This is a genomic window from Cryobacterium sp. RTC2.1 (assembly GCF_035018685.1).
In the GTDB taxonomy this organism is placed as follows: Bacteria; Actinomycetota; Actinomycetes; order Actinomycetales; family Microbacteriaceae; genus Cryobacterium; species Cryobacterium glucosi.
On the sequence record NZ_JASJXJ010000201.1, the window covers coordinates 1 to 5631 of the forward strand.

7 protein-coding genes are annotated in these 5631 nt (G+C 67.9%); 3 read left to right on the forward strand and 4 right to left on the reverse strand.

Translation table 11 applies throughout. The features are described from left to right. Positions 1 to 90: 90 nt before the first annotated feature. Positions 91 to 684, forward strand: coding sequence for a TetR/AcrR family transcriptional regulator (locus tag QN357_RS17440; protein ID WP_134560903.1), 594 nt, complete (start codon positions 91 to 93; stop codon positions 682 to 684). On the opposite strand, the gene serA is transcribed toward QN357_RS17440, so the two are convergent. Further along, entirely contained in the window at positions 674 to 2266 is a 1593-nt protein-coding gene (gene serA, locus QN357_RS17445; RefSeq protein ID WP_134447379.1) for a phosphoglycerate dehydrogenase, read from the reverse strand. The genes QN357_RS17440 and serA overlap by 11 nt on opposite strands. A gap of 96 nt (positions 2267 to 2362) precedes the next feature. Here serA and QN357_RS17450 point away from each other — a divergent pair, with 96 nt between their 5' ends. Next, positions 2363 to 2767 (forward strand): hypothetical protein, encoded by a 405-nt coding sequence (locus QN357_RS17450; protein WP_134560902.1) that lies wholly within the window; start codon positions 2363 to 2365, stop codon positions 2765 to 2767. 27 nt (positions 2768 to 2794) lie between these two features. Here QN357_RS17450 and QN357_RS17455 read toward each other — a convergent pair whose 3' ends face one another. Genes QN357_RS17455 through QN357_RS17465 form a run of 3 tightly spaced genes read right to left on the reverse strand, consistent with a single transcriptional unit; the run spans position 2795 to position 4617 of the window. Continuing rightward, positions 2795 to 3214 carry a hypothetical protein gene (locus QN357_RS17455; RefSeq protein WP_322135589.1) on the reverse strand — a complete coding sequence of 140 codons (420 nt, stop codon included), beginning with the start codon at positions 3212 to 3214 and terminating at the stop codon, positions 2795 to 2797. Beyond that, entirely contained in the window at positions 3211 to 3762 is a 552-nt protein-coding gene (locus QN357_RS17460) for a DNA polymerase III subunit gamma/tau (protein WP_134447373.1), read from the reverse strand. Before QN357_RS17460 ends, QN357_RS17455 begins: the two co-directional genes overlap by 4 nt. A 9-nt stretch (positions 3763 to 3771) precedes the next feature. Further along, positions 3772 to 4617, reverse strand: coding sequence for a FadR/GntR family transcriptional regulator (locus QN357_RS17465; RefSeq protein WP_241975377.1), 846 nt, complete (start codon positions 4615 to 4617; stop codon positions 3772 to 3774). A gap of 78 nt (positions 4618 to 4695) precedes the next feature. On the opposite strand from QN357_RS17465, the gene QN357_RS17470 reads away from it, so the two are divergent. Continuing rightward, positions 4696 to 5631 (forward strand): carbon-nitrogen hydrolase family protein (locus tag QN357_RS17470; RefSeq protein WP_323505276.1); only part of this gene is annotated, 936 nt, incomplete at its 3' end.

The window sequence follows — 5631 nt, forward strand, 5'->3', positions numbered from 1 at the left end:
GTGCAACAACTTTCCGGGCAGGGGACGGGTGGACCCGTCGCAGAAGGGGGACGGCACAAAACTATACCGTCCAGACGGTACAGTAGCACCATGACACCCTCGCCCGTCCAGCCCCCGCTCCGGTCAGCCGACCATTCCCCGACCCGGGACCGGGTCCTCGACGCGTTCACCGGGCTCCTCATCGACCAGGGCGAACGTGCGGCCACCCTCGAGGGTGTCGCCGCGGCGGCCGGCCTGTCGAAGGGCGGGCTGCTCTACCATTTCGGGTCGAAGGAGGCCCTGGTCCGGGGACTGCTCACCCGGCTCGAGGAGCTCGTGGCCGACGACATCGTACGCATCCGCTCTGCGGCGGCCGGACCCGTTGACTACCTGATCCGGACCTCGATGAGCGAGGGCACTCCCCTGGACCGCACCATCGCGGGAGCCGTGCGCCTGGCGCAGGGATCGCATCCGCTGGCCAACACGGCCGTTGTCTCAATGCGGCGCCAGTGGCTGGCCGTGATCGAGGAGACCGTCGGGGATCCGGACGTCGCAGAGGCGATCATGTTGATCAGTGACGGACTGTACTTCGGTTCCACCATCACGAGCGCGGCCTATCCCGCCGCCGACGTGGTGTCGGCGGCGAGACTGGACCGGTTGCTCGCCGTGATCGGTCGAATGACCGACCGGACCGCTACTCCGTGATGGCGATTTCGACCATCACGTCGGCCGAGATCGCGTCGCGCACGGTGGCGAGCAGGCTCGCCGAGACGGGTGAGTCGACGGTCAGCACGCTCAGCGCCTTGCCGCCGGCCTCGTGGCGGGCGATCTGCATGCCCGCGATGTTGATCTGGGCGTCGCCGAACTCGCGGCCGTAGACGGCGACGATTCCGGGGCGGTCGGTGTAGACCATCACGATCAGGTGCTCGGCGAAGGTGACCTCGACGTCGTACCCGTTGATCTCGACGATCTTCTCGATCTGCTTCGTGCCGGTCAGGGTGCCGGAGACGGAAACCTGTGAGCCGTCTGCGAGGGCGCCACGAATCTGGATGACGTTGCGGTACTCCGGCGATTCCTTGTCGGTGAGCAGGCGGACCGCGATGCCACGCTGCTCGGCGAGCAGCGGCGCGTTCACGTAGGAGACGGTCTCGCTCACGACGTTCGTGAAGATGCCCTTGAGTGCCGCAAGGCGCAGCACGCTCACGTCGTAGTCGGCGAGCTCGCCGCGCACGTCGATGTCCACGCTTGTGAGCGGGCGCTGTGCGGTGAGGCCGGAGAAGACCTGGCCGAGCTTCTCGACGAGGGGGATGCCGGGGCGCACGTAGGGGTCGATGACGCCGCCGGCGACGTTGACCGCGTCCGGCACGAGTTCGCCGGAGAGGGCGAGGCGCACCGACTTCGCGACGGAGACGCCGGCCTTCTCCTGGGCTTCGTCGGTCGATGCACCGAGGTGCGGGGTGGTGATCAGGTTTTCCAGGCCGAGGAGCTTCGACCCGGTCGGGGGCTCAGACACGAACACGTCGAGGCCGGCCCCGGCGATGGTGCCGGCAGTCAGGGCGTCGTAGAGGTCGTCTTCGTCGATGAGGCCGCCTCGGGCGACGTTGATCACGAACGCGGTCGGCTTCATGAGCTTGAACTGCGCGGCTCCGATCATGCCGGTCGTCTCCGCCGTCTTCGGCATGTGGATGGTCACGAAGTCGGACTGCGCGAGGAGTTCTTCGAGAGTCACGGGCACAACGCCGAGCTGCTGCGCACGGGCGGAGGTGATGTACGGGTCGAACGCGATGATCTTCGTGCCGAAGGCCTGCATTCGAGCGGCGATGAGGGCGCCGATACGGCCGAGGCCGATGATGCCGACGGTCTTTTCGTACAGTTCGACACCGGTGTACTTGGAGCGCTTCCACTGCCCCTCTGCGAGGGCGCCACTCGCGGCGGGGATGTGACGGGCGAGGCTAATAATGTGACCGACGGTCAGTTCTGCGGCAGAGATAATGTTCGAGGTCGGTGCATTGACGACCATGACGCCTGCGGCCGTCGCAGCCTTAATGTCCACGTTGTCGAGTCCGACACCGGCGCGGGCGATCACCTTGAGCAGGGGTGCAGCCGCGATAGCCTCGGCGTCGACCTTCGTCGCGGAGCGCACGAGCACGGCGTCGGCCGTTGCGAGCGCGGCGAGCAGGGCCGGCCGGTCCGTGCCATCGACAGTGCGGACCTCGAAGTCGGGTCCGAGTGCATCGACGGTTGCGGGTGATAATTCTTCAGCGATAAGAACGACTGGTTTTGACACGAAAACAGAACCTCCGATAGCAGCAGCAATTGTGGCTCGCGCCGCGACCGTGGGGCGCCAGTATTGGGTCGAGTCTATCGGCCGTAATATTCCCCAATGAGCACTGTTACGTTGGACTCCCTCCAGTTCGTCCTGCGCTGCCTTCTGGCCGTCTTCTTCTTCGGCGCGGGGATCACCCACTTCATCCCGGTGGTCCAGCGCACGATGGCTGCCATGATCCCGCCGGGACTCCGCTTCACGGGATTCTTCGGCGCGCGTGGCCCCGTCGTCCTGGTGATCTTCACGGGCGTCTGCGAGATGCTCGGCGGCCTCGGCCTGCTCTGGCCGCCGACCACCGGAGTCACCGGAGTCATGCTCGTGATCTTCCTGATCGCGGTCTTCCCGGCCAACGCGTTCGCCGCCCGCGACCCGCTGCGCTTCGGCCGGGCCGCGATCCCGCTCCGGACCCGGGTCATCGAGCAGGTCGCGCTCATCGCCCTCGTCGTGCTGGCGATTCTCTGAGCCTGCGATCCCGGTCCGACGCCTCGATCAGACGATCAGGCTGCCGAGTCCGAACTGGTAGATATCGAGGGCGAGGGCGGATGCGAGGGCCAGGCCGACGAGGAACAGGGCGGCCTGCGCGTACACTGGCCTGCCCCGTCCGATCCGGGCGGCGAGCAGGAAGATCAGGATCGGCAGGAGTACCCCGGCGATCAGGATTCCCCAGCCGAACCCGCTGAGCTGGGTGTCGAGGGACCCGGCGGCGAGGTTGAGGCCGATCAGGTTCCCGAGGGCCGCCCAGACATCCCAGGCGTAGAACAGTCCGAAGAAGACGGCGACGACCAGGAACGGCCAGGAAGGCCTGCGGCGCTGTGGTGCGGCGACGGTCTCGGTCGAACCGGTGCCGGACGCATCGGGACCGGACGTGTCCGGACCGGACGGGTTCGGGAGTGCGACGGGCTCGCTCATGCGACGGCCCCTCCGCTCACGAGGAGCGGGAGCGGAGCGAGCAGCACGACGCCGAGGAGCAGCCAGAGGATTCGTCCGCGCGGCCGGGTCGGGGTCAGCCAGAGCGTCACCGCGAACCACGCGACGGGGGCCGCGACGGCGAGCCAGGTTCCGAGGCTGAACATGAAGCTCGCGAGAGCGTCGCCGAGCGGATTGTCGATCCGGCTCACGCCGATGAACCAGCCGATCGTGAAGAGCAGGTAGATGCCGCCGAACACCCCGAGGGAGATGAGGGTGAATGAACTCATCGGCGAGCGTTCCGAGTTGCGGGCCGCGGCATCCGCTTCGATCGCAGCGGTCGGGCCCTTGACGCTCCAGCCGTCCGGCAAAGCGGCGTAGACCGGAGCGCTGGCCGGTGCGGAGGCAACGGGGTCTGACTCGACCGGCGTGCGCGAGTTCTCGCGGGCGTCGGCGTCCTCCGACCGGGTTTGCAGGGTGGGATCGTCGTCGCCGGCCCAGCCGAGCGCGTCGTCGTCGCGCGGATTTCCGCCGCGTGGTGCTGAAGTCATAGGGCCAGATTAGCCGTCGGAGTGCGGCGCCGCGTCAGGCAGCGGGTCAGGAGACCTGGAGGGGGGCGTGGCGGTGACCGCTGTCGGGGCATCGTTCGGTGGCTGCGGCAGCCCCATGAACATGGTGTGGTGCAGGGCCTCGACGTGCGCGCGGGCGATGCGCACGGCATCCACAGGGTCGGAGCGGCGGAGCGCGGCAACGAGGTCGGCGTGGTCGTCGTTGACCCCGTGCAGGAAGGAGATCGGATAGGGCAGGAAGTATCGGTAGAGGGCGGCGAGGGCGGCACGGTAGAGGGGAAGGGCGAAGTCGAGACCGCTCGCGACGGCGACTCCGACGTGGAAGCTCTCGTCGGCCAGGTGGTACTCGGTCCAGCTTCTGGCCTCCCGCATCCGGGTGATCTGCAGGTCGAGGACGGCGAGGTCGGATTCCGTCGCGGCGAGCGCGGCGTGGTGCACGACGGCGCACTCGAGGAGCACCCGTCGGTCGATGAGATCGTGTACTTCGGCGGCGTCTGCGAGATAGCTGCGGATCTCGGCGACGGCCGAGTGGGCGGGGACGTCGGCGACAAAGGTTCCGCCGCCTCGGCCCCTGCGGCGCACGAGCACGCCGTCGTCCGCGAGGCTTTCGAGCGCTCGCCGGGCCGTGATCGGGCTGACGGCGAGAGCCTCCGCAACGTCGTCGACGGGCGGGACACGCTCCCCGGGCAGGAGCAGGCCGAGGTCGACGGCGAGGGCGAGCCGGGCCCGCACGGTGTCGATGGCCGCGAGGCGGGTGATCCCGGTGACGGCGGCGGCGGTCAGGGCCGCGAGGCCCGATGGCGCCGCTTCAGTGTCGCCCGGTATCGATGTGGTCACGACACCACAATAATCGACACGAAACGCGCCGGTAATGTTCAAAATGATCTAATTTAGGAGAACTCGGAAGGACGAAGGATGAGAACCCTGAAAGTGGCCGCCGTGCAGGCGGCTCCCCAGCTGATCGGAGCCGCGATCGAGCCGTTCGCCGCCGAGCTGCGGTCCGTGCTTGCCGGAGCCCCCGATGCCGACGTGGTGGTGTTTCCCGAGTTGCATCTCTTCGGCTCCCCCGCGGACCGCGGCGACGTCACGTCAGAACCTGAGTCGGCCGACGCACGGAACGCGAGCCTCAGGGCATCCGCCCAGCCCCTCGACGGCCCGCTCGGCGATTCCCTCGGAGCGCTCGCCAGGGAGGCAGGCATCTGGCTCGTTCCGGGGAGCGTGTGCGAACTCGGCCAGAACGGGGAACTCTTCAACACGGCCGTGGTGTACGCCCCGACGGGGGAACGCGTGGCCTCATACCGCAAGATGTTTCCCTGGCGGCCGTTCGAACCGTACGATCCCGGCGACCGGTTCGTCGTCTTCGATGTGCCCGGTGTCGGGCGGCTCGGCCTCTCCATCTGTTATGACGCCTGGTTCCCCGAGGTGACCAGGCATCTCGCGTGGCTCGGTGCAGAGGTGGTACTGAACCTCGTGAAGACGACGACGGACGACCGCGCCCAGGAGCTCGTGCTCGCCCGCGCCAACTCGATCGTGAACCAGGTCTTCACCGTGAGCGTCAATTGCGCAGGTCCCGTCGGCCGGGGTCGGAGCATCGTCGTCGACCCGGAGGGCCACGTCCTCGACGAGAGCGCTGACACCAACTCCGACGTGCTTCTTACCACCATCGACCTCGACCACGTGACCCGGGTGCGAGTGCAGGGAACCGCGGGTACCAACCGACCGTGGGCGCAATTCGCCGACACGGATGCCCCGATCGAGCTCCCCCTGTACGGCGGCCGGATCTCTCCGTCCAGCTGGCAGCCCCAGTCCTGGTCCCCGACCTCTCCAGCCCCGCTGATCTCAGTAGTAGCC